Origin of the sequence: Echinicola shivajiensis, assembly GCF_018642165.1 — a bacterium.
Classification (GTDB): domain Bacteria; phylum Bacteroidota; class Bacteroidia; order Cytophagales; family Cyclobacteriaceae; genus Echinicola; species Echinicola shivajiensis.
In genome coordinates this window covers 66,559-90,763 of record NZ_JAHHZM010000008.1, presented here as the reverse complement: position 1 = coordinate 90,763, position 24,205 = coordinate 66,559, and the positions used below count along the sequence as shown (strand labels likewise).

Here is a 24,205-nt window from a genome sequence, read left to right as displayed (position 1 = left end):
TATAAATAGTTAAAATTATCTGTTTAAACGTAAACTGTTGGTAACTACAGAGACTGAGCTCAATGCCATGGCGGCTCCAGCTATCATGGGGTTAAGTAGAAAGCCAAATGCCGGGAATAAAATACCCGCAGCAATAGGTATTCCGATGATATTGTAGATAAAAGCCCAAAATAGATTCTGGCGGATGGTTTTGACAGTGTCTTTGGTTAAACTCAGCATTTGTGGAATTTGTTTTAGATCCGAATGGATTAAGGTGGCCTTGGCCACATCCATGGCGATGTCCGTTCCTTTTCCCATCGCAATACTTAGATCTGCCAGAGCAAGGGCTTCGCTGTCATTGATTCCATCGCCCACCATGGCTACGGTTCTACCTTTAGCTTGCAGGGCTTTCAAATAATTGCCCTTATCCTCAGGAAGCATTTTGGCTTTGAAATGGCTAATGCCCACTTTTTCCGCCAATGCAGCAGCTGTTTTTTCTTGATCACCTGTAAGCATATGTACTTCCAACCCCATTTCTTTCATTTGGGAAATTGCCTTGGCTGAACTTTCCTTAATTTGGTCTGCAATACTGATTACTCCTATAAATTTATCATTCTCGGAAAGGTAGACGACTATATTTCCTTTCTCCAAATGATTGTTTTCAAAATCTTGCATCCAGTCATTGGTCTTTACACCTTGCGAAAGAAGCCAATCTTTTTGACCTATGGCATAATGATTAGCATCGCTCATAGCAGAAACACCTTTTCCGGTATGAGATTGGAAGTTGTCTATGGAAGACTTTTTATGAGCTTTGTTTAAGTGTTGGACAACTGCCTCTGCCAAGGGGTGCTCACTTTCTGACTCCATGGCCAAGAGAACACTTAACTTTTTGTCGATCTCATTGAGTCCCGGATCCAACAATATTTCCAATACAGCTGGCTTACCTGCAGTAATGGTCCCTGTTTTATCAAGTAAAACAGTATCTACCTTTGGTCCTATTTCCAGGCTTTCAGCGTCTTTGATCAAAATGCCCATAGAGGCTCCCTTGCCTATACCAGCCATGATGGCGGTAGGAGTGGCCAAGCCCAATGCACAGGGACAGGCAATAACCAAGACCGTAATAAAGGCCAACATGCCATGAAGCCAGGAATCTTCTATTCCGCTAAATCCCCAAATAAGAAAGGCCAACACCCCAATGCTGATCACTATAGGAACGAAAATAGCAGTGATTTTATCCACTAACTTTTGCACTGGGGCTTTGGAGCCTTGTGCCTCTTTTATCCTTTGTATGATTTGAGAAAGAAACGTGTCCTCCCCTGCCTTTTCCACTTCAAATTTGATACTTCCAGCTTGATTGATGGTCCCCGCAAAAACCTGATCACCACTTTGTTTATCTATAGGAATAGGTTCACCTGTTAGCATGCTTTCATCCACATAACTGTTTCCAGAGATTATTTTGCCGTCCAGTGGGATTTTTTGCCCGGGTTTAACCAGGACAAGCTCTCCTATATTAACTTCTGCAGTTTTTTTGATTTGTTCATTTCCACCACTTATGACAGTTACCTCATCCGCCTGCAAGCCCATCAGTTTTTTGAGGGCTTGTCCAGTGCCTGCCTTGGCCCCTGACTCTAGCATTCTTCCCAAAAGGATGAAAAATACGATTACGGCGACCGCCTCAAAATATACATGGGGGCTAATTCCCCGCTGGCTTAGCCATTCAGGTAAAAAGGTGTTGAAAGAACTGTAAAGATAGGCTACCCCTGTACTTAAGGCCACTAAAGTATCCATATTGGCCTTTTGGTGCTTAAGCTGGCGCAAGGCATTGATGAAAAACTGTCTTCCAAATATAAATAGAACAGGGGTGGTCAGGGCCCACATCATATAATTGCCATAGGGGATTTCATGAAAGAACATGCCAATGACAAATACCGGAAAGGCCAAAATCCCAGAAGCTATCGTGTTTTTCTTGAGGCTTTTATATGCTTTCAACTGTATGGCTTCAAGGTCTTGTTCCTTTTGGGGATCAATTATAATGTCATAGCCTGTTGCTCTTACGGCCTTTTGGATGGATTTGGGGTCGGCATTTTTTTCCAATTCCAAAATGGCAGTATGATTGGCGAAATTGACATTGGCTGAGTGCACACCTGATTGTTTCTTTAAGGTGTCTTCTATGGAAGTGGCGCAGGCGGCACAGCTCATGCCTGTTACCGGCCACTCATTTTTCTTTGCCTTTAATGTATTAGCGGACATTTTTTCTTTTTTTGTTGGTATAAAATTAGGCAGAAAGGTCCTATGCTTATTTATACAATTTTTGAAATGATTAAACAGCGCGAGGCTTGTTCATGAATTCTAAAAAAATCCCGAACTTTAAAGGCTTAATTCCAGTTTAACAACACAAAGCCATAAATTGCCCAGCAAAATCTTTTAGACTCATGATGAAATCAACCCTTGAACCGGAGTGTACCGGTCAGTTTTCACCATTGTTTATTGACTATATCCAAAAAGACGAGAGTCTCCGTCCTTTTTATAATCAATACCCTAGCTTGGAAAATTTTGAATCTATTGTTCAGGAGAGGAAGTTTGATCAAGGAAAGAGAAAGGTGCTTAGGGCTACTTTGGAAAAACAATATGAGGGTTTTGAGTTGACAGAGAAAGTTCAGGGAAATATCCAAGCCTTGGAAGATGGTAATACTTTTACGGTCACTACAGGGCATCAGCTTAACCTTTTTACTGGCCCGCTTTATTTTATATACAAAATCGTATCTACTATAAACTTGGCAGAGAAGCTTCAGCAGACATATCCAAATTACCGATTTGTTCCAGTGTATTGGATGGCCTCTGAAGATCATGACTTTGAGGAAATCAATCATTTTACTTATGAAGGCAAGAAATACACTTGGAATTCAGGGCAAAAAGGTGCTGTGGGTGATTTTGAACTGGACGCCCAACTGCAGGGTTTAATAAAGGAACTCTGTTTTGCTCCAGATTTCTTCAAAAGGGCCTATCAGGAAAAGCAGAATTTGGCTGAAGCTGTCAGGGATTATGTGAATTATTTATTTGATGATAAAGGATTGGTTATTGTAGATGGACATGATGCCTCCCTAAAGCAGCTTTTTAAGCCAATCATCAAGGATGATTTGCTGTCCAATCAGGCCAATGAACTGGTGAATATGCAGACTGAAAATTTGGAGAAACTGGGTTATAAGAGTCAGATATTCCCAAGAGAAATTAACTTTTTCTATTTGGATAAAGGTCTTCGTTCCAGGATTGTAAAGACCGAGGAAGGCTTTGAGATATTGGATACGGGTGAGCAGATTAAGAAAAATGTGATGCTTGATTTGGTGGAGGAGCATCCGGAAAAGTTTAGTCCCAATGTAGTGTTGAGGCCTCTTTATCAAGAATATATATTGCCCAATATCGCCTATTTGGGAGGTCCGGCAGAAGTAGCTTACTGGTTGCAGCTGAAATTGGTTTTTGACCGATACCAAACTGATTATCCAATGGTCATGCCCAGGAATTTTGCGATGATATTAAATTCAAAGGCCCAAAGGAAAATGAAAGCTTTGGGACTGAGCAAAGCAGAGATTTTTGTCGATTATGACAAGTGGAAAAAGAACTATGTTCTGGTGCATTCCCAAACAGATGTGAGCTTGGAAAAAGAAAAAGAAGCACTGGGGGCAATATTCGAAAAAATGGGTAAAGAGGCTGCTGAGATAGATCCTACACTTAAGTCTTCTGCGGAAGCAGCCAAGACCAGGGCGCTTAAGGTGTTGGAGCATTTTGGGAAAAAACTGAGAAAAGGGGAAGAGCGCAATCTGGAAACCGCCCTAAGGCAAATGAAGGATTTGAAGGATATATTGTTTCCGGGCGGGACTGCCCAAGAGAGAAAAGTTAACTTTTTGGAGTTTTACCTAGAAAATGATGATTTTATAAGTTCATTATATCAGTCTTTTGATCCCTTGGATTTTGATTTTATTATCTTGGAACAAGATGGAAGAAAAAGCGGAGCTTAGAAAACGATATAAGGAAAAGCGAAAATCCCTAGGCCCTGAGAAAAGGGGAGAATACTCTAGGCAAATAGTCGAACAGGTTGAGAAATTTTTGGCAGCCCAAAATAGGTTTCAGCATTTTCATTTATTTTTGCCGATTGAAAAGCTATTTGAGATAGATACTTTTCTATTGTTAGACTCTTTGACAAAAGCGGGAAAGCAGGTTTATACTTCTATTTCAGATTTTGAAACAGGAAATTTGATGTCTGTGAAAATAGATTCAAAAACTACCTTTATATTGGATGATTGGGGAATACCTGTACCAAATGAATTTGAAAAAGTCGGGGATGAAATACTTGAAGTAGTGTTTGTTCCGCTTTTGGCATATGATTTGGACGGTAACCGCATTGGATATGGGAAAGGTTTTTATGATAAGTTTTTATCAGGGCTTTCTTCCGAGGTGTTGAAAATTGGCTTGTCTTATTTTCTGCCTGAAGTATCCATTTCTGCAATTGAGGAGCATGATGTCACTTTGGATCTATGTATTTTACCTAGCGGAATTATTGAATTTAAATAAACCATCTATTTCACTAAATTTTATTTGATATGTTAAAAAAAGCGATTGTAGCCATTTTTGCGGTATTCGTTATGGTTATAAGTCAGGAGGCCGAAGCCCAGACCTATAGTACTGGTGTAGGACTTAGAGCAGGTGTAACCAACGGACTAACTGTAAAACAGTTTTTGACTTATGATGCAGCAGTTGAGGGGATAATCCACACCCGTTGGAAAGGACTTTTGGTAACTGGTCTCTATGAAGTACACAAGGATATTCGTGAGATTCAGGGTTTGAAATGGTTTTATGGTGGTGGTGCCCACCTTGGAACTTGGGGCAAAAAAACTAACCCTCCTTTTGATTCAGATGAGACTGAGTACACGGTATTCGGTATAGATGGGATCATTGGCTTGGATTACAAGTTTGTAGATGCTCCTGTAAACCTTTCATTGGATTATAAGCCAGCCTATAACTTCACTGATGGGGTAACCTGGTGGGGAGATGAATTGGCACTTTCCATACGATTTACCTTTAATTAAATTTCGGATAAGTCAAATAGAGGCAAATGTCAAAGGGCATTTGCCTTTGTTTTTTTAATTTAGTTGAGTAACAATTAAGATTAATAATAGATAATATGAATAACCCGATTTGGATCATGACCTCTGCCTTTGACCAGCTGAATTTGGATGAGGTAATTAAGAAAGCAAAGGAAACTGGAGTACAAGGGCTGGATGTGTGTGTGTTTAGGAAAGATGGCACCCGGGATGATTTTGTGGCTACCCATATGGATTATGATAATTTTAGCTTGGATACGGCCAAAGCAACGCTTGGGAAATTTAATGAGGCCAGGCTAAGCATGTCTTTGGGGGCCTTTGATAATTTGATCGGGGGAGATCCAGGGCAAAGAATCAAGAATCAAAACCATTTGCTTAAGCTGATTCGAATGGCGCATTTGATGGGCGGTGATGACAATGATATCAAGATAGGAACTTTTGTGGGCTATAACCATGAGCTAGGTAATGAAGAAAATGGGTTTGAGAAAAACCTAGAAGAATATGCCAGGGTTTTCGGTCCAATTATCAAATACGCAGAAGATTTAGGGGTAACTGTTTTATATGAAAATTGCCCCATGGAAGGCTGGAGAGCTGCCGGTTATACGGGGACTTTTAATAACCTTTCAGGTGTGCTTGCAGCTAGGAAATTGATGTACGCCATGATCCCAAGTAAAGCACATGGAGAAATCTATGATCCTTCTCATGATGTATGGCAGCATACTGACCCGGTGGAGGTAATCAAAAACACGGATATGGATAGACTGAAGCGTATTCATGTGAAGTCTACCCGAAACAATGCAGATCCTTTTTGGGGAAATATGTACCCTACGCAATTGGTAGATGCCGCTTTGGCAAAAAAAGCGGGAGTTCCCCATCCCCAGAATGAATGGGACAGGCATCATTATGAGGCCACCTTGCCGGGCTTTGGTGTGGGGGATAGTATGGATTGGAGAAAATTTATCAATACCCTTCAGGAACGCGGTTTTTCAGGACCATATGAGATTGAGAATGAAGCGGGGCTATCAAAAGGTACGGGAAATATGGCCGCTATAATGCAGGGTTATAAGGCTACGGTATTGAATTTGAGTCCTTTGCTTTGGTCATTGGCGGATAATGGATATCAATATCCAGAAGAAGAATTTAAGGAAATGGAAGTCCTAGCTTCCAAGGATATTCCTGTGGTGACCATGGATGATTTGGAATATTAGATTAAATAGATTCAAGCCATGACTTTTGTTCATAATAAAAGAAGTCAAAAAACTTTAAAAATTTGTCTTCAACTAAAATATTAGATATAAACTGAATTTCAAAAAAATCAAAGAAAAAGCCCCGCTAATGCGGGGCTGTATTTTTCTAGGTGAGCTTTACAAAATATTTATTTAGCACAGATAAATAAATTTTTGAAAACGTCTTATAACACCAAACTTTTAGTTCCTGAACCTCAGAGGGTACAAGCATGTTGAGGCCCTTTCTTAACTCTTTCTCGAAAAGCTTTTTGTCAAAACTCACCTTCAATAAAATGGTTTTAACATATTCAATCATGGCTCATTTGGTTTTTAAATTATGTTAAACAATACAAAATTCAATACGACTACACGACTAATTTGTTGCGTTTAAAATATACTCGTTAATTTGCGTTCATTATTAAAAGCAGCACATGTATCTATGAAAAGAACGAAACTTTACCTCAATCTAGTATTTCTATGTGCAATGTTGGTTTCAAAGGCATTCGCACAGGATATCAAAGTTGATCTTGGTCCAGAAGAGATAGGGTTGAATGAAACGTTCAGTATAAAAATAACGATTTCGGATGAAAAAATAAAGTCCTATGATCAATTCCCTGAAATCCCAGGTTTTCAGAAGCAGGGCATTTCCCAGTCTTCTTCCATGAATGTGATCAACGGGCAGATGAGCAGCACGAATAGTATTGTTCAATACTATCGGCCTACAAAGAAAGGAATGTTCGAGTTGCCGGATTTTACCTTGCAGATCAACGGCCAGTCGGTATCTTCCCAAGGGATGACCATAACAGTTACTGATGCCAACCAAAATCAGCAAAGTCAACGTTCCAGAGACCCTTTTGATGATTTCTTTGGAAGAACAGAGCAGGAGCCCCAAGAATTTGTAGAGATAGATGATGAGGCCTTTTTCTCTATGAGTGTCAATAAGGATGAGATTTATTTGGGCGAAGGTTTTAATGTAAGCTTGGCATTTTATATGTCAGCATCCAATCAGGCCCCTTTTGACTTTTATGAACCTGGAAAACAGCTGGAAGAGATAGTAAAGAAGATCAAGCCTACCAGTGCATGGGAAGAGAACTTCAATATTACCAATATCCAGCCTGAAAGGGTCACCATAGATGGTAAAAATTGGACTCGTTTTAAAGTCTATGAAGCCACTTTTTATCCTTTTAATGAAGGAGAGATTGAATTGCCACAGGTGGCTTGGGAGATGATCAAATATAAGGTGGCTAAAAACCCCACCTTCTTTGGGAATAACAGGCAACAGGATTTCAAGACCTTTTATGCTTCTGCAAAAACCGTAAAGGTAAAGCCCCTGCCACCACATCCTTTGAAAAATGAGGTGAGCGTGGGTGTTTATAGGTTAAGGGAGAATTTTAAGTCAAAGAAAATAGAGACCGGTGAAGGGGTGACTTATGATTTTGGTATTGCAGGTGAGGGAAATATCAGTTCGATCAAGGCGCCAAGAAAAATGGATATGAGCAAGCTGAATACCTATGACCCTAATGAGCGCCAGCAGATAAACCGTGGCAGAGGTCGGGTTACGGGGATCAAGCAGTTTGAATATTATATCACTGTCAATGAACCAGGTGAAGTGGATCTGAATGATCACTTCGAATGGATATACTTCAATACGGACAGAGAAACGTATGATACTTTGCGTCCGCAGGCAGTATTGGAAGTGGTAGGTGAAAGTAAAATCAACCAGTCCATTTCCTCGACAAGGTTGGGAGGAATATATGATTTAATCGAACTTGAGGACAATAAGCTTTTAAACCAACGATATAAGTATTATTTTTCGACTTTTATCAATATACTACTGGTCGGCGCAGTAATTCTGCTAGCCGTACTGATTATGAAAAAGAGGTAATGGGTAATTCATTCGGAAGAGTATTTAAGATTAGCACCTTTGGTGAGTCACACGGAAAAGGGCTAGGAGTTATAATTGATGGTTGTCCTGCAGGACTGCCAATTGATGAGGATTTCATCCGTCAGGAGCTTCAAAGAAGGAAGCCAGGACAGTCCAAAATCACAACACAACGTAAGGAGGAAGATGAATGTCAGATCCTATCAGGGGTGTTTGAAGGGAAAAGTACCGGTACGCCAATAGCGATAGTGATCATGAATACGGACCAAAAGAGCAAGGATTATTCCCATATTGCGGACAAGTACAGGCCTTCTCATGCCGATTTCACCTATCAGGAAAAATATGGTGTCCGTGATTATAGAGGTGGAGGAAGGAGTAGTGCCAGAGAAACTGCTGCCAGGGTAGCTGCAGGGGCTGTGGCCAAGTTAATGCTTAAGCATTTTGGTATTGAAATCAATGCCTATGTAAGTCAAGCAGGCCATATCAAATTGGATAAAAATTACCAAGAGCTCGACTTTTCTGAAATAGAAAAAAACATCGTTCGCTGTCCAGATCCAAAAAAAGCGGAGGAAATGATCGAGTATATTGACTTAATAAGAAAGAACCGTGATACAGTAGGTGGAGTGGTCAGCTGTGTAGCCAAAAATGTTCCTGTAGGGCTTGGAGAGCCAGTTTTTGATCGACTTCATGCAGATCTGGGCAAGGCCATGTTGAGTATCAATGCAGTGAAAGGTTTTGAATATGGAAGTGGCTTTGATGGTGTTTCCATGAAAGGCTCAGAGCATAATGATGCTTTTTATCAGGATGGAGATAGGGTGAGGACCAAAACCAATTTCTCAGGCGGTATCCAAGGCGGGATTTCCAATGGGGAGGATATTTATTTCAGGGTAGCTTTTAAGCCAGTAGCCACCATCATGACGGATCAGGAAAGTGTTAATCAGGCAGGGGAAAGTGTTACCGTTTCTGGAAAAGGAAGACATGATCCATGCGTAGTTCCAAGAGCAGTGCCGATTGTGGAAGCAATGGGGGCTTTGGTACTAGCTGATTTCTTATTGTTGAATCGATTAAATAAATTGGAAGAATAGGATTTTAAACCCATCAACATGATTAAAAAGATACCCCTTCATACCCAAATTATTATTGGCCTAGTTCTAGGATTGGTGTTTGGTTTGGTGATTGTGAAAATGCAGATTTCACCAGATTTCACACTTGATTATATCAAGCCTATTGGTACCATCTTTATCAATTCCCTAAAGATGATAGCAGTACCCTTGGTCTTGGCTTCATTGGTTGTAGGGGTGTCTAACTTGGGTGATATTTCGAAATTAAGCAGAATAGGAGGCAAGACCATTATCACCTATATGCTTACCACAGTGATTGCAGTTTCCTTAGGTTTAGTATTGGTCAATGTATTTGCTCCAGGAAAAAGCCTTCCAGTAGAAACCCGGGAAAACTTAATGGGCCTCTATGATGATGTAGTTGGTGACAAGTCGAATCAGGCTGCTCAGCTTCAGGAACAAAGCCCGCTTCAGCCATTGGTGGATATTGTGCCGCAAAATGTCTTCCAGGCAGCAACCGATAATGGGGCCATGTTACAAGTAGTGTTTTTTGCCATTATTGTGGGCATAGCATTGCTGCAGATTCCCAAAGCAAAGGCCAGTCCAGTGATCGCTTTCTTTGATGGAATGAACGATGTGATCATTAAGATTGTGGGTTATATCATGTTGATTGCCCCATATGGTGTTTTTGCTTTGATGGCTTCCTTAATTGTGGAAATTGCGGGAGACAATCCTGATTCTGCTTTTGAACTTTTATACGCATTGTTGAAATATAGCTTAGTAGTAGTGGGAGGCTTGCTTATTATGATTTTGGTGGTTTACCCAAGCATTCTAAAGCTATTTACCAAGGTCCCTTATAAGGATTTCTTTAAAGCCATGCGCCCTGCCCAGCTATTGGCATTCTCAACAAGTTCGAGTTCTGCCACACTGCCGGTAACCATGAAGCAGGTGGAGGAAGAAATTGGGGTTTCTGAAGAAGTTAGCAGTTTTGTATTGCCTTTAGGGGCAACGATTAATATGGACGGAACCAGCCTTTACCAAGGTGTGGCAGCTGTCTTCATTGCCCAGGCTTTGGGAATGGATTTGACCATTACTCAGCAGTTAATGATTGTATTGACCGCTACTTTGGCATCAATAGGAACTGCAGGTGTACCAGGGGCAGGATTGATTATGCTTTTGATTGTATTGGAGTCCATAGGGGTGCCAGCAGCAGGCTTGGCCTTGATCTTGGCACCAGATAGGATTTTGGATATGTTCAGAACAGTAGTGAACGTCACTGGAGATGCAACGGTTTGTACCGTAGTAGCCAGTACAGAGGGTGAATTGCCTGACGGCCTGATTCGTGAATCTAATCCATTGACAGCTGTAGAACAATAAATTAGGCAAAACAGGAACTTATCGCTTATTTTGCTGTTTGAATTGCTAGAAAGCTAAAAATTAAGATCATGTTACAAGCGCAGAAAAAGCCAGTACATATTTATATGGAAGCCAATCCTAATCCCAATTCATTGAAATTCGTGGTGAATTTCATGTTGACGGATGATGGAGTAAGCTTTGATTATCCTGATGAAAAGAGCACAGAGAACTCCCCATTGGCCAAAGAACTATTTAATTTTGCCGCAGTGGAAAGGGTGTTTATCACTTCTAACTTTGTGACCGTTACGAAGAAGGATGATGTTGAATGGCCGGAAATTCAAGATCATATCAGGGAGCATATCAAGCAGTACCTTGAAGCTGGGAAGCCAGCCATCAATGTGGTGTTGGATAAAGACCCTTTGTTTGATGAGAATGACAGTGAAACGGTTAAGAAAATCAAAGGGATTTTGGACGAGTATATACGTCCAGCTGTGGAGCAAGATGGTGGAGCCATCATTTTCCATAGTTTCAATGAAGGAACTGTTAAGGTATTATTGCAAGGCGCTTGTTCAGGCTGTCCATCCAGTACAGTGACTTTAAAGGCAGGAATTGAGAATTTACTTACCAGAATGCTTCCTGATGAAGTAAAGGCAGTAGAAGCTGAAGGTATATAAGAGATAAATAACAAAATTGAAGGTCATTCGCCTAGGCGAATGACCTTTTTTTGTATTATTACATCAGTATGCGCTTGGATAAAATCATAAAGGGAAATTGGACATGGGCTGTGCTTGGGTTAATAGCATTGCTCGTTCGATATTTCTTTCTTCAGTTTCCTGAGGATACCGAGCAAATTTATTCCCGAGGTTTTTTTCCGGTTATTAGAAATCTTATTGACTTTAGTTTTGGGAAATTCCCCATTCCCAGTATATATCTTTTTTTTACGGGACTGTTGGTGGCACTGTATTATTTTTGGAAAGGTTGGAGACTTCAAAAAGGCTGGTTGAATAGTTTGGTTTTCACAGCGAGGAATATCTTGAACTTTTTAGGTTTTCTGGTTTTTGTCTTTCTCCTACTTTGGGGCTTCAATTATCAAAGAATTCCCATTTTTCAGCAGCTGAGTTTGGAGCCCTTACCCCTTGAAAAGGAGGAGTTACTGAGTGAGCTTCAGCTTACCAGAGACGATCTTCAAGCATGGCGCGACCAGATTTCGAATGATACCTCAGCATTGGATCAAAATATCGATTATGATGCATTGGAGGACATGGTGCGTCAAACAATAGAAGAGAAAATAACCATGCTGGGGCTTGAATATTCCGGGAATCCGCGAACGAGGCAGTTATATCCTGGGGGTTTTTTGAGGAAATTGGGCATATTGGGTATTTATTTTCCTTTTACTGGGGAGAGTTATATCGATCCTACCTTGCACCATCTGGAAAAGCCTTTTACGCTTGCCCATGAAATGGCCCATAGCTGTGGCGTAACAGATGAGGGAGAGGCTAATTTCTTTGCTTGGGTGGTTTGTACCCAAAGTGAAATACCTTTGTTGAACTATTCTGCACAGTTAAGGCTGTTCAGTTATCAGCTTAAAGATCTTTATCGCCAAGATGAGGAGGCTTATAAGGCATTCATTAAGACCCTAGGTAAGGGAGTTCGAAATGATTTTGCGGATATTTCTGAAAACCATAGGAAGATTGAACCCTTTTCCTTGGAGCTCAGTCGAAAATCAAATGACCTTTACTTAAAAGCCCAGGGAGTCAAGGCAGGAGTGGGCAGCTATGCTCAGCTGACCATGCTGGCCTATGCTTGGAGGAATAAAATAGCCGGGTGAGCGTTTACAAAGACTTAAACCTTAAATACTTTTAGATAGATGATATTGACTGCTGAAAATATACTTCTTATTGGAGCTGTTTTGCTAATCGCAAGTATTTTGGCAAGCAAGACCGCAGGAAGGGCAGGGATTCCCGTTTTGCTATTGTTTTTAGGAATTGGAATGCTGGCAGGTTCTGATGGCCTAGGGGGAATCGCTTTTGATGATCCTAAAATTGCTCAGTTTCTCGGGATAGTTTCCCTGGCTTATATACTGTTTTCAGGTGGTCTGGATACAAAATGGCAAAGTATCAAGCCAGTTTTGGGATCTGGATTGACACTGTCTACTTTAGGGGTGCTGCTTACCGCAATGTCAGTTGGTGGCTTTGCGTATTGGATTGGCGATTTTAGTTTGTTGGAGAGTTTATTGCTTGGCGCCATTGTTTCATCAACTGATGCCGCAGCAGTCTTCTCCATTTTGAGGACAAAGAGCATCGGTTTGAAGGGGGATTTGCGTCCCTTATTAGAATTGGAGTCTGGGAGTAATGATCCCATGGCTTATTTTTTAACCATAGGGTTGACTTCTTTAATAAGCTTGGAGGGATTTACATTTCAAAGTCTTTTGCCTGTTTTTGTGCTTCAAATGTTGGTTGGTGGACTTGGTGGATATTTGTTTGGAAGAGGAACCGTTTTGCTTTTTAATAAAATTCAATTGGAATATGAAGGCCTTTACCCTGTACTAATGCTGGCATTGGTGATGTTGGTTTATGGCGTGATTGATCTGTTGGGAGGGAATGGTTTTTTGGGTGTCTATATCGCAGCTGTCACAATTGGGAACGGTAAAATGATCCATAAAAAAAGCATTATTAAATTTTTCGATGGTGTTGCTTGGTTAATGCAGATTATAATGTTCATAACACTAGGTTTATTAGTGTTTCCAAGTCAAGTGATTCCAGTAATGGGTATTGGTTTTGTCATGGCTTTATTTTTAATAGTTGTAGCAAGGCCTATTGGAGTTTTTGTCTCTTTGGCATTTTTTAAATTTAGCTTTAAGGATAAGTTGTTTGTTAGCTGGGTAGGGCTTCGAGGAGCAGTCCCAATTGTGTTTGCTACTTTTCCTCTTATCGCTGGGGTTGAAAGTGCCAATATGATTTTTAATGTTGTCTTTTTTATCGTTTTGACTTCAGTGGCATTACAGGCGACCACTCTTTCTTTTGTAGCCAAGCTGCTGAAGCTGGCAGTTCCCGAAGGAATGAAAAAGAAGTCTTTGTTAGACCTGGAACTATCAGAGAACTTTAAGAATGCTCTCATAGAGGTTGATGTTCCAGAAAATTCTTCCATTGATGGGAAAAAAATAGTTGAACTGGGTTTTCCAAATACTTCTCTGATAGTATTGATCAATAGGAAGGGGAAGTTTGTTACTCCCAATGGGCATACCGAAATTGTTTCTGGCGATAAGTTAATGGTGATGATGAATTCAGAAGACGAAGAAGAAAAGGTGAAAGAAGCTTTAGGTTTAACTTGAAGAGCTAGGGCTTAGCTGTTTGGCCTTTTTACGGTTCCCAATCCAAACTCCTGCAATGACAGCAAGAATCCCTATATAATGACCAGGTAATAATACTTCCCCATCAATGACGCCCCATGCAATCGCCACTATAGGGATCAGGTAGGTGACCATACTGGCAAATACTGGAGAGGCGATTTTAACCAAACCATTAAAAATGATCAGAGCAAAGGCTGTGCCCAGTACCCCCAGAATAGTCAGGTAGCCAGCCGCCAATTTTGCTCCTTCTATATGACTCAGTTTATGGGTGAAGTCTGTCGCAAATAATAAATAGCCTAATGCCACTGGCAAAACCAATAGTAAGGAGATAGCGGTAATCTCCACCGGCCTGAGTTTGACAAACCAATGCTTGATGATATTGAGATTGATGCCATAACACACGGTAGCCAAAATTACCAAAAGGGCATAGGCATTGATATCCGTCAAGCCGGAGAAACCTGCACCTGTCTTTACGGAGATAAGTACCAATACTCCAAGAAAGGCGATGATTAGACCAATGCTGTTTCTGGTGGTTATTCTTGCTCCAAAGAATAAAGCACCAATGATTACTACAAAAAGGGGGGTGAGGGCGTTAAGTACTCCTGTGATAGAACTGCTGATCTGTGTTTGGGCCGTGGCAAAGAGAAAGGCAGGGATAAAACTGCCCACCATTCCTGCAATGACCAAATTGAAGAGTTGTTTTTTATTCAATTTTTTTAGCTTGGGGATGGAAAGAGGAAGCAGGACAATGGCTGCAGAAACAATTCTATAGGCTCCTACTTCACCTGCTGAAAATACCAGTAAGCCTTTTTTGATAAGGATAAAGGAGCTGCCCCAGATTAATGATAAAAAGGCCAATAATAGCCAGCTACGTAGACTTTGATCGCCTGATTGGTTTGGTGTCATTATATTAGGGTTAAATCTGATGCTAAATTATCCACAAAAGTAAACTTTTCAATTAACAGCCAAGGTCAATAATTAGTTGCCTTTTCAGAAAAATGTTAGTGAAAAATAGTTCCACGCAAAGGGAGCAAAAGGTTGTACAAAGACCGGAAAGGCTGGGGATATTCAAAATCAAGCTTTGTGAGCTTCACAACTTCTTAATGTTCTCTGCGTGAAATATTCTTAATAGTTTGAAAGGGTCTCGCAAAGTGCGCCAAGGTTGCGCAAAGATCAGAAAGTTAAAGTTCAGGGTATATCCATTAATCTTCGCGTGCTTGGCGGGATCTTTGCGTTCTCAGCGTGAAAAAAAGGTTGGCTTTATGGGCCAACCTTGGGTAATGCAAGTTCATGTTTATTGAATTAACCGGCTACAAACTGGTAATCGGCAAATTGTACCGCTACTTCGTCCAAAATGGCAGCCACTTCGTCATATGTGTCGGCGGTAACCATTTGCATTCTGTAAGGTTTGAAATTGGGCATACCGCGGAAGTAGTTGGTATAATGCCTACGCATTTCAAGGATTCCTAATTTTTCGCCTTTCCACTTCACAGAAAAGTCCAAGTGCTTTTTGGTCACGCGGATTCTTTCGGCCAAATCTGGTGCGGCCAGTTTTTCTCCAGTTTCAAAAAAATGCTTTACCTCATTGAATATCCAGGGGTAGCCAATGGCCGCTCGACCGATCATCATGCCATCTACTCCAAATCGGTTTCTATAATCAAGGGCGCGTTCTGGACTGTCGATGTCCCCATTTCCAAATAATGGGATATGGATGCGCGGGTTTTCTTTGATTTTGGCCAAATAGGTCCAATCAGCTTCGCCTTTGTACATTTGCTTCCTGGTACGGGCATGCACGCTGATGGCCTGAATGCCCACATCCTGTAGTCTTTCTACTACTTCAACGATACGGATGGTTTCATGGTCCCAGCCTAGTCTGGTTTTTACAGTAACGGGAATCTTTACGGCTTTGACAATTTCAGCGGTCATTTCCACCATTTTGTCAATATCCAATAAAATGCCTGCTCCAGCACCTTTACAGGCAACCTTATTTACAGGACAGCCATAATTGATGTCTAAAATGTCCGGTCCAGCAGCTTCTGCGATGGCAGCGGCTTCCCGCATGGATTCGATTTCATTGCCGAAAATCTGAATACCAATAGGCCTTTCGTATTCGAAAATATCGAGTTTTTGGACACTTTTGGCGGCATCACGGATTAAGCCTTCAGAGCTAATGAACTCTGTGTACATCAAATCTGCGCCATTTTCCTTACATACAGCCCTAAAAGGCGGATCACTGACATCCTCCATAGGTGCTAGCAGCAATGGAAATTCTCCTAAGTCTAAGTTTCCTATTTTTACCACGACTGATTTATAATTTTCCTGTAAATTTACCCCAATTATGGAGATTTATAAAACCCAAAGCCAAATTGCTGCAAAACGTAACTGGATATTGTCCATGGTTGTACTAGTTTTGATCACTTTTGGCGTACTTGCTCTTACACAAGGACTGGCATTGGTCCTGATCCCTTTTATGTTTGATATCCCCTATAATGATATTCTGCCTCTTTTTGAAGGGCAGCTGGATCATTCCAACGGGCGAGCAGCCATGCTGTTTCTTCAGGGGCTGGGAGGAGGACTGGCTTATTTCCTAGCGGCATATTTATATATTAAGCTGGTAGAAAAAGCTGATCTCGACTGGAAACAACAGTTTGACCGTGTAAAGTTCAGTGGCTTGCTGATTATTTTTCCTCTGCTTTTTGGCTTTATCTTATTTGATTCTGCCATAGTAGAGTGGAATATGAACATCAGTTTCCCTTCTTTCATGTCTGGCTTTGAAAGTTTCGCCAGGGAAATGGAGGATAAGGCCATGGTTTTGACTAAATATCTTACTGATTTTCAGAGTCCTGTTGAGTTTCTGTTTGGACTACTGGTGATAGGTGTTTTGGCAGGCATAGGAGAGGAGTATTTGTTTCGTGGCTTGATTCAGCCAAAGTTTCATCGCTATACGGGCAATGCCCATATGGGGATTTGGATTTCTGCATTTATTTTCTCAGCGATTCATTTTCAGTTTTATGGCTTCTTTCCAAGGATGCTTTTAGGGGCTTTGTTTGGCTATCTCTATTTATTTTCCGGCAGCTTAGTTTACCCTATGCTAGGACATGTGCTCAATAATTCCTTTACCCTGGTTATGGTTTACTTGAACAAACTGGGCATGGTAGACTTTAATATGGAAGAACCTGATGATTTTTCATGGTATACGATTGTCATAGGGCTGGTAGTCTTTATTTTCTGTATGCGTATTTTTATTGCTCAAAATAGAAATGTCTCTTCACATGGAAAAATGGCAGAAGGTATTTGAGAGTAGTACACCTATAAGGGCTGAAATAGTTAAGGGTGTATTAAGCGAACATGAAATAACAGCCATAGTACTCAATAAAAAAGAATCAGTTTATCAAATTCATGGTAGTTATCAAGTGATGGTAGCTGCAGACAAGGCCCTTGTGGCAATTAATATAATAAAGAATGAAATCTCGTTTTAATATTTCCAATTATAGTGAGCTGGGACAACGTGTAATCACGGCAATCATTGGGGCAGCTGCGATAATTGGAGGTTGTGTTTATAGTGAGTGGACCTATTTTGTGGTATTCGGGGTGATTTTGGTGTTTTCTCAAATGGAGTTTTATAAGCTTTCGGGATTGGATGGTATGCTCCCTTTAAAGTCTTTTGGGACCTTTTTGGGTGCAATGATCTTTGCGATGTCTTTCCTGGTGGAAATGCAACACATGGCAGATAAATACTACTTTCTTATCTTTCCAATGGTCTCCCTAATATTCTTTATTAAATTGTATAAGAAAACAGATAAGAAGCCTTTCACAGGGATTGCCTATACCTTTTTAGGTTTGTTTTATGTGGCAGTTCCATTTTCCTTATTGAATATGGCTGCTTTTTCTGTGGATGATACTTTCCACTATGAAGTGATCGTAGGCTGCCTATTATTATTGTGGGCCAGTGATACAGGCGCATATTTCGCTGGAACAAAGTTTGGAAAGACAAAGTTGTTTGAAAGAGTATCCCCAAAGAAATCCTGGGAGGGCAGCTTGGGAGGAGCGGTGATGGCATTGATTATTGCCTATGTATTGAGTGTTAACTTTACGGTTATAGCATCTTGGAAGTGGTTTAGTATAGCTGGAATCATCGTTATTGCTGGCACCTATGGGGATTTGATCGAGTCCTTGTTCAAGAGAAGTATTGCAATCAAAGACTCAGGAAAAGGATTGCCAGGCCACGGTGGTTTTATGGATCGTTTTGACGGATTGTTAGTTTCAGCACCTTTTATTGCTGCTTTTTTGAAAATGTTCTAAAAAAGGCTTGGGTGTTTTGGAAATGTATTAATATTGCATTGTAATTCAATTGCTAAATAAACTAGAACCCAATTATGGCTTACATTGAACCGGCCCCTATAAAGGACAAAGAAAATCCTTTGGAGTCAATGATGGAGAGGTTTAATATCGCAGCAGAAAAACTAGGCCTCTCTGATGAGGTTTATAGCGTGCTGAAAAACCCCGCTAAACAAGTGATTGTTTCCCTGCCTATTACCATGGATAATGGTAAAATAAAAGTTTTTGAAGGCATTAGGGTGGTACATTCAAATATTCTCGGGCCTGCTAAAGGCGGGATTCGTTTTGCTCCTGATGTACATATTGATGAAGTTCGGGCTTTAGCAGCCTGGATGACCTGGAAATGCGCCGTAGTGGATATTCCTTATGGTGGAGGAAAAGGTGGCGTTCGTTGTAATCCCAGAGAGATGTCCAAGGGAGAAATCGAACGTTTGGTGAGGGCATATACCTTGGCCATGATTGATGTATTTGGTCCTGACAAGGATATTCCAGCACCAGATATGGGGACTGGTCCAAGAGAGATGGCCTGGCTAATGGATGAGTACTCCAAGGCAAATGGTATGACCGTCAATGCGGTAGTTACGGGCAAACCACTGGTTTTGGGAGGTTCTTTGGGCAGAACTGAGGCGACTGGTAGAGGGGTAATGGTTTCTGCTTTGGCAGCCATGGAGAAATTAAAAATCAATCCTTTTCAGGCTACTTGTGTCGTTCAAGGATTCGGGAATGTAGGCTCTTGGGCTGCCCAACTCTTGGAAGAAAGAGGACTTAAAATTGTATCCATTTCTGATATTTCCGGTGCCTACTATAATAGCAATGGGATCAATATCCAGGAAGCCATTAAGTATAGAAATGAGCATAATGGTATTTTGGAAGGTTTCCATGGGGCAGAGAAACTTTCCAGGGCAGATGAATTGTTTGAATTAGAGGTGGATGTGTTGGTTCCCGCAGCTGTTGAAGATGTGATTACCAAGAAAAATGTTGATAAAATTAAGGCGAAATTAATTGTGGAAGGGGCAAATGGTCCTACTTCTTTTAATGCCGATAAGATTATCAATGAAAAGGGAATCATGGTAGTACCTGATATCTTGGCCAATGCAGGTGGCGTAACAGTTTCCTATTTTGAATGGGTACAAAACCGCTTGGGTTATAAGTGGACCGCCGAAAGGGTCAATAGAAGGTCTGATAGGATTATGAAAGAAGCCTTTGATCATGTATACAAAGCTTCTGTAAAATATGATGTTCCTATGAGGATAGCTGCTTATATTGTCGCTATTGACAAGGTAGCCCAAACTTACCAATATAGGGGCGGCTACTAAAACGCTTTGTAATGCACTGAATAATATTTGTTAAGCGGGCAAAAAATAAAATTTGATTGTCTAAATGATAAGTAAGTATCCTTAATTGGTTATTTATAGTTAAATTTGCCTCCTTAATTTTAAATTATGACCATACATAAAGAAGGAAGAAGTTTGCTATTCTGGATGTTGGTGATTTTGACGGGTGTCAATTTTGCCATGCACCAGCTTTTGCCAGGACAGGATGCTGTGCTGAACTTGATTCTGTTGGCCAGTATTATAATTTACTTGCTGGTGCTGCAATTTTTCAGAAACCCTACTATACCATTACCAGATGATGAAAATCTGGTATATGCTCCAGCAGATGGTAAAGTAGTAGTGATAGAGGAAGCACAAGAAGATGAAGTGCTCAAAGAAAGGAGAAAACAGATTTCTATCTTTATGTCTCCTGTGAACGTGCACGTAAACCGTTCTCCGATCAGTGGGATAGTCGATTACTTCGTATATCATCCGGGAAAGTATATGGTGGCTTGGCATCCTAAGGCTAGCTATGAGAATGAGCGCACAACCATGGTGATCAAGCATGCCAAGTCGGATGTGAAATTATTGGTAAGACAAATTGCAGGGGCTGTTGCTAGAAGAATCAAATATTATGTGAAGGAGGGAGATCCTTTGGTGCAGGGAGGTGAATTTGGTTTTATCAAATTCGGATCCCGTGTGGATGTGTTTGTTCCGCTTGATGCAGAAATCTTAGTGAATATTGATGATGTGACCAAGGGAGGAATAACCCCGCTTGCTAGACTGAAATAAAATATTCTTGACATATAAATGAAAAAAGGCTGTCGATATCGACAGCCTTTTTTGTGTTTTGATTTTTTGAGGATTATTTGTTCCCTTCTATGGTGTACCTTAAACCAAAGTTTCCCCTAAGGCCAACTTCTCCATCAAAAAGTGGCGTAGCCTCGAGTATCAAAGCGAGTTTGCGGTGGTTTTCAATAGGCTTAATGGCCAAAAGGACTGGTAATCCTATCCTATTCTCGTCAAATTCTAAGTAGCTGACCATTAATCCTCCAGAAAGATTGTACCAATCAGACTGGATGAAGTTATACTGACCTACGGCTTCAATACCATAAGCATTTTGTAGAAAATCCCCTGCAAACAAACGTGCCTCGCCAAAGAATTTCTTTTCTGGATTTGTACCTATACCTACTTGCGTAGAAAAACTATTGGTGTACAAACCCGCTGTTACTTGGGCTTTGGAAAGTTGGGCTGTGAAAAAAAGAATAACTGCAAAAAAGCTTAATTTTAAATAATTCATTTGAAATTGTATTTGTTAAAAGATTTGACGAAGATAATATAACAAATCCAATTTTTGAATTGATAGCAAGTTATTTAAGAAGGCTTTAGTTATTGATTAATTGGTAGATGCCTTGACTCTTTTCAGTGTACATTTCTGCCAATGCAGGAATATGCTTGAGTAGCTCAGAGAATGTGCCTTCCTGATCATAGATCACTTCTGGTTTTTCTTTTTGGAAATGAAGGTACACTTCTATCATTTTTTCATGGCTCTCGTAATTGGTCAAAACCCTTTTAGAAAGTCGATAATTAAGGTATGGGCTGGCCAAAGTATTCCCTAAATAAGGACTGATATTATCTCCCAGAACAACGATTTTCTTGCCCTCGTTTTGAACTTTCTCATTTAGTGTATAATTCCAGTTTTTATTAGGTTGGCTTTTATAAATGGCCCAGCTATATCCTACCAGAGGAATTAGTAATATGAACAAGTAAAACAATAGGTTGAGCTGTTTTTTGTTTCTGACATAAACAAAGATCTGGCTGATAAAGTAAGTTAATCCAGGCAGGAAGACCACCATTTGATAAGGAGTCCTTCTATTGGCCAAAATGATAGATAGTGGTGCAATGATGGAAAATATGATCATCAATTGCTTTTGCTTTTGTTGATTGACCGTAATACTCTTTGTAACCGTTCCTACTAGGTATCCAAATACCGAAAAGGCAATCGGTGTAGCGATCAAGATGGTTAGGTCAATATAGGTTACATGAGGATAGCTTCCTCTTACCCTTGTGGCAAGGATGAACTCGTTGATAAACTCTTGCAATGCACCAATCCAAAAGAAATAGATGCAGCAAAGTAAGAATGGCTGGAAGTATCCAAATAGTGCCAGCAATAATTGATTGAATGAAAATCCACTTACGGAAATTCCTGCAATGATCAAGAATGGCAAGAAGATGACCAAGGGAAAGTGAAAGCAGGCAGCAAGCCCTCCAAAAATCCCTACCAGCAAAATGGATTCTGTATTCTGTTCGTTGATTAAGGTTTGGGAAAACAGTTGTCCAAGAGCAAGCACTATAAAGGTACTGCCTAACAGTGTGGGAGACAAAGTCAAGAAGTCAAAAGACAAATGGAACAAAACCACCATCACCAATGCAGGTATATAGCTACTTTCTTCAAATGCCCTATATTGGGTTAGAAGTCCATTTACATAGTAAATCTGGAAAAGGATGATCAGCGAGGCCAGTATTTTATAGGTCCACCACGACCTTCCCACCAAAAAGTCAATTGCCCAGTAAGTGTACGCTGACAATGGTCCTATATCATCTATGATGTCTACGTATAGAAAGTGGCCGGCACTCATCCTTTCACCAATTAGCATCCATGATAGCTCAGGGGATAGCAAGGGGATATCCATTAGTATATATGGAATACTTAAGATGATCAAAAGGAGTGCTATTCCCAGGATCCTAAAGGGGTCGTTGATTCTAAAAAAACTAAGCAAGAATAATATCTGTTGTAGGTTGCGTATTCTGAACGTACGAAATTAAAGGTTAGTCATTTAATTCACTAAATTTGCAATGAAAATTATACAATATGGAAAGTAAGAGACAGCAAAAGTATTCAAAGTTAATTCAAAAGGAGCTTGGAGAGATATTTCAGAGGGAGTCACGTCCATTGGTGGGCAATGCAATGGTCACCGTAACCAGGGTACTGATGAGTCCGGATCTTGGTGTGGCTAAAATTAACCTTAGCTTTTTATTGGCCAATAAGGAAGAGTTATTTGACAAGATCAATGCCCATAAAAGCGAAATCCGTAAGCATTTGGGTAAAAGAATAGGGAAATCAGTACGTATTGTGCCTGAATTGGTATTTTATCCAGATGATTCATCCGCTTATGCCCAGCATATGGACAAGATAATTGGAGATTTGGATATCCCTGAGGCTCCAGAAGAGGATGAAGAGGACTGATTATTCGCGAGAAATTATTAAATTTTAAATTAGTTTAAAGGACATTGAATATTAATAGTGCTGATTAGAAATAAGTAAACTGTGAATCTCTCATTTTTCATTGCCTCCCGGTATTTCAGAAGTAAAAAGAAAAGGAACTTCATCAATGTTCTTTCAAGGATCGCCATGGTAGGCGTGGCAGTTGGGACAATGGCCTTGATCATTGTTCTTTCTGTGTTTAATGGCTTGGAGGACCTGATCAGGGGGCTATATGCTTCCTTTGATGCGGAATTGGAAATACAGGCAGTGAAAGGAAAGTCTTTTGTGGCCACTGAGGAGTGGATGGATAGTCTAGGTGCTGTAGAAGGGGTGGAAGGTTTGATAGAAGTGATTGAAGATAATGCCTTGTTGAAGTACAGGGATGATCAATTGGTGGTGACCATGAAGGGAGTTTCCGATAATTTTTTGGATGAGGAAAGATTCAGCCGTGGAGTGTTTAATGGAGAGATGAGTTTGGGTACTGAGCAACGCCCCAGAGCCATCTTGGGAAGTGGTGTTGGATATTTTCTTGGGGTTGACCCTAACAATAAATTTGAAAAGCTAAGGATGTACTATCCTAAAGCACCTAGGGCGGGTACTATTGATCCCTCCAAAATGTACAATTCAAATATGCTTGATTTTGCAGGCCTTTTTAGGGTGGAGAAGCAGTTTGATGATAATTATGTTTTGGTTCCGCTTTCCTTTGCCAGAGAGCTGATGGATTATGGAGATAAGCGAACTTCATTAGAAGTAAAGGTAGCCAATGGCTATGGAATACAGGAGGTCAAATCTTCTATAAAGGCCCTTTTAGGAGATGAATTTGAGGTTAGAGATACTGACGAACAACATGCCAGTCTATTAAGGGCCATTCGAATTGAAAAGCTTTTTGTCTTTATTACGCTGACATTTATTCTAGCAGTTGCGTCATTTAATATCTTTTTCTCCTTGAGCATGCTGGCTATCGAAAAGAAAAAGGATATTGCTGTGATGTTGGCCATGGGAGCTCCTACCAAATTGATCAAGAAGATATATATCAAGCAAGGGGTAATTATTGCCTTTAGTGGGGCCATTGTGGGATTGGTCTTGGGCTTTTTGATCTGTTGGTTGCAGGATAACTTTGGCCTGGTATCCCTAGGAATAGCGTCTTCCGTGGTGGAGAATTATCCCGTAAAGATGATTTGGTCAGATTTTCTATGGACCAGCATCAGTGTGGTGTTGATTACCTTTTTTGCTTCTTATAGGCCTGCCATCATTGCCTCCAGGGTGAATACTGTGGAGCATTTGTAGATCTTTCTGATCTAACTTTCAATGAAAGCTAGATCAGAAAGATCTATTCAACGTCA

23 protein-coding genes are annotated in these 24,205 nt (G+C 40.5%); 17 read left to right on the top strand and 6 right to left on the bottom strand.

Annotated features, from left to right (window positions below):
• Positions 1-15: 15 nt before the first annotated feature.
• Positions 16-2,229, bottom strand: a complete 2,214-nt coding sequence (locus KMW37_RS14055; RefSeq protein WP_215225277.1) for a heavy metal translocating P-type ATPase — start codon at positions 2,227-2,229, stop codon at positions 16-18.
• Between the two features lie 182 nt (positions 2,230-2,411).
• Here KMW37_RS14055 and bshC point away from each other — a divergent pair, with 182 nt between their 5' ends.
• The 4 genes from bshC to KMW37_RS14035 all read left to right on the top strand — a co-directional run bounded on the left by bshC (position 2,412) and on the right by KMW37_RS14035 (position 6,283).
• The gene (gene bshC, locus KMW37_RS14050) at positions 2,412-3,992 is read left to right on the top strand and encodes a bacillithiol biosynthesis cysteine-adding enzyme BshC (protein WP_215225276.1); all 1,581 of its coding nucleotides are present in this window, start codon (positions 2,412-2,414) and stop codon (positions 3,990-3,992) included.
• Positions 3,970-4,545, top strand: a complete 576-nt coding sequence (locus tag KMW37_RS14045; protein ID WP_215225275.1) for a 5-formyltetrahydrofolate cyclo-ligase — start codon at positions 3,970-3,972, stop codon at positions 4,543-4,545. The genes bshC and KMW37_RS14045 overlap by 23 nt, the downstream gene beginning before the upstream one ends.
• Positions 4,546-4,574: 29 nt before the next feature.
• Complete coding sequence (locus tag KMW37_RS14040) at positions 4,575-5,060, top strand: hypothetical protein (RefSeq protein WP_215225274.1); 486 nt, start codon at positions 4,575-4,577, stop codon at positions 5,058-5,060.
• Positions 5,061-5,155: 95 nt separating this feature from the next.
• Complete coding sequence (locus tag KMW37_RS14035) at positions 5,156-6,283, top strand: sugar phosphate isomerase/epimerase family protein (protein WP_215225273.1); 1,128 nt, start codon at positions 5,156-5,158, stop codon at positions 6,281-6,283.
• Between the two features lie 145 nt (positions 6,284-6,428).
• Here KMW37_RS14035 and KMW37_RS22475 read toward each other — a convergent pair whose 3' ends face one another.
• Entirely contained in the window at positions 6,429-6,617 is a 189-nt protein-coding gene (locus tag KMW37_RS22475; protein WP_246581499.1) for a hypothetical protein, read from the bottom strand.
• A 123-nt stretch (positions 6,618-6,740) separates the two neighbouring features.
• On the opposite strand from KMW37_RS22475, the gene KMW37_RS14030 reads away from it, so the two are divergent.
• The 6 genes from KMW37_RS14030 to KMW37_RS14005 all read left to right on the top strand — a co-directional run bounded on the left by KMW37_RS14030 (position 6,741) and on the right by KMW37_RS14005 (position 13,928).
• Entirely contained in the window at positions 6,741-8,186 is a 1,446-nt protein-coding gene (locus KMW37_RS14030; protein WP_215225272.1) for a BatD family protein, read from the top strand.
• Positions 8,186-9,268: a chorismate synthase gene (gene aroC / locus KMW37_RS14025; RefSeq protein ID WP_215225271.1), complete on the top strand. Its 1,083-nt coding sequence runs from the start codon at positions 8,186-8,188 to the stop codon at positions 9,266-9,268. The genes KMW37_RS14030 and aroC overlap by 1 nt, the downstream gene beginning before the upstream one ends.
• An 18-nt stretch (positions 9,269-9,286) precedes the next feature.
• Positions 9,287-10,618, top strand: a complete 1,332-nt coding sequence (locus KMW37_RS14020; protein WP_215225270.1) for a dicarboxylate/amino acid:cation symporter — start codon at positions 9,287-9,289, stop codon at positions 10,616-10,618.
• A 68-nt stretch (positions 10,619-10,686) separates the two neighbouring features.
• A complete protein-coding gene (locus KMW37_RS14015) occupies positions 10,687-11,271 on the top strand; it encodes a NifU family protein (RefSeq protein WP_215225269.1) in 585 nt (194 codons plus the stop codon).
• A gap of 68 nt (positions 11,272-11,339) precedes the next feature.
• Complete coding sequence (locus KMW37_RS14010) at positions 11,340-12,425, top strand: DUF3810 domain-containing protein (protein WP_394369624.1); 1,086 nt, start codon at positions 11,340-11,342, stop codon at positions 12,423-12,425.
• Between the two features lie 39 nt (positions 12,426-12,464).
• Positions 12,465-13,928, top strand: coding sequence for a potassium/proton antiporter (locus KMW37_RS14005; protein WP_215225268.1), 1,464 nt, complete (start codon positions 12,465-12,467; stop codon positions 13,926-13,928).
• Here the strand turns inward: KMW37_RS14005 and KMW37_RS14000 are convergent.
• Both KMW37_RS14000 and dusB read right to left on the bottom strand, forming a co-directional pair.
• Entirely contained in the window at positions 13,920-14,852 is a 933-nt protein-coding gene (locus KMW37_RS14000) for a DMT family transporter (protein ID WP_215225267.1), read from the bottom strand. The genes KMW37_RS14005 and KMW37_RS14000 overlap by 9 nt on opposite strands.
• A 396-nt stretch (positions 14,853-15,248) precedes the next feature.
• Positions 15,249-16,247 (bottom strand): tRNA dihydrouridine synthase DusB, encoded by a 999-nt coding sequence (gene dusB, locus KMW37_RS13995; RefSeq protein ID WP_215225266.1) that lies wholly within the window; start codon positions 16,245-16,247, stop codon positions 15,249-15,251.
• Positions 16,248-16,284: 37 nt separating this feature from the next.
• Between dusB and KMW37_RS13990 the strand changes: the two genes are divergently transcribed.
• The 5 genes from KMW37_RS13990 (at position 16,285) to KMW37_RS13970 (ending at position 20,389) form a co-directional block, all read left to right on the top strand.
• The gene (locus KMW37_RS13990) at positions 16,285-17,244 is read left to right on the top strand and encodes a CPBP family intramembrane glutamic endopeptidase (RefSeq protein ID WP_215225265.1); all 960 of its coding nucleotides are present in this window, start codon (positions 16,285-16,287) and stop codon (positions 17,242-17,244) included.
• Entirely contained in the window at positions 17,219-17,425 is a 207-nt protein-coding gene (locus KMW37_RS13985; protein WP_215225264.1) for a putative signal transducing protein, read from the top strand. The genes KMW37_RS13990 and KMW37_RS13985 overlap by 26 nt, the downstream gene beginning before the upstream one ends.
• Positions 17,409-18,248 (top strand): phosphatidate cytidylyltransferase, encoded by an 840-nt coding sequence (locus KMW37_RS13980; RefSeq protein ID WP_215225263.1) that lies wholly within the window; start codon positions 17,409-17,411, stop codon positions 18,246-18,248. The genes KMW37_RS13985 and KMW37_RS13980 overlap by 17 nt, the downstream gene beginning before the upstream one ends.
• A gap of 74 nt (positions 18,249-18,322) precedes the next feature.
• Entirely contained in the window at positions 18,323-19,600 is a 1,278-nt protein-coding gene (locus KMW37_RS13975; RefSeq protein WP_215225262.1) for a Glu/Leu/Phe/Val family dehydrogenase, read from the top strand.
• A gap of 126 nt (positions 19,601-19,726) precedes the next feature.
• A complete protein-coding gene (locus KMW37_RS13970) occupies positions 19,727-20,389 on the top strand; it encodes a phosphatidylserine decarboxylase family protein (RefSeq protein WP_215225261.1) in 663 nt (220 codons plus the stop codon).
• A gap of 73 nt (positions 20,390-20,462) precedes the next feature.
• Here KMW37_RS13970 and KMW37_RS13965 read toward each other — a convergent pair whose 3' ends face one another.
• Both KMW37_RS13965 and KMW37_RS13960 read right to left on the bottom strand, forming a co-directional pair.
• Positions 20,463-20,897: a hypothetical protein gene (locus tag KMW37_RS13965; protein ID WP_215225260.1), complete on the bottom strand. Its 435-nt coding sequence runs from the start codon at positions 20,895-20,897 to the stop codon at positions 20,463-20,465.
• An 85-nt stretch (positions 20,898-20,982) separates the two neighbouring features.
• Positions 20,983-22,377: a hypothetical protein gene (locus KMW37_RS13960; protein WP_246581497.1), complete on the bottom strand. Its 1,395-nt coding sequence runs from the start codon at positions 22,375-22,377 to the stop codon at positions 20,983-20,985.
• A 92-nt stretch (positions 22,378-22,469) separates the two neighbouring features.
• Here KMW37_RS13960 and rbfA point away from each other — a divergent pair, with 92 nt between their 5' ends.
• On the top strand, positions 22,470-22,844 hold the full coding sequence (rbfA, locus tag KMW37_RS13955) for a 30S ribosome-binding factor RbfA (RefSeq protein WP_215225259.1): 375 nt from the start codon (positions 22,470-22,472) through the stop codon (positions 22,842-22,844).
• A gap of 81 nt (positions 22,845-22,925) precedes the next feature.
• Positions 22,926-24,149, top strand: coding sequence for an ABC transporter permease (locus KMW37_RS13950; protein WP_215225258.1), 1,224 nt, complete (start codon positions 22,926-22,928; stop codon positions 24,147-24,149).
• Positions 24,150-24,205 lie beyond the last annotated feature (56 nt).